Annotated in this window: 1 protein-coding gene; it reads right to left on the bottom strand. The window is 33.8% G+C overall.

What is annotated here, in order from left to right; genetic code table 11:
- Positions 1-5: 5 nt before the first annotated feature.
- On the bottom strand, positions 6-263 hold a 258-nt coding region (locus HMPREF2660_RS01295; RefSeq protein ID WP_141743530.1), incomplete at its 5' end, for an integrase core domain-containing protein.

Raw genomic sequence — 263 nt, 5'->3', positions numbered from 1 at the left:
CACAATTAGGCTGATTTAAGTTGAATTGTTTTTTCAAATTTATACAAATCTTTTGGCTTTTTATTTTCTATTCCCTGATGTCTTCTTTGGTTATATTCCTCAATAAAATTCTTGACTCCAAGATACAAGTCCAATCCGGTTTCTGCTGGGTTCAAATAAATGTAATCATACTTGATTGACCGGAAGAATCTTTCCACATAAACGTTGTCTGTAGCTCTGCCTTTACCGTCCATGCTTATCCTGATTTCATGACCTTTTAAACA

Source organism: Weeksella sp. HMSC059D05 (assembly GCF_001809725.1).
GTDB lineage: Bacteria > Bacteroidota > Bacteroidia > Flavobacteriales > Weeksellaceae > Weeksella > Weeksella virosa.
The sequence above is the reverse complement of the archived record's forward strand: the minus strand, read 5'-3'. Positions and strand labels throughout refer to the sequence as shown.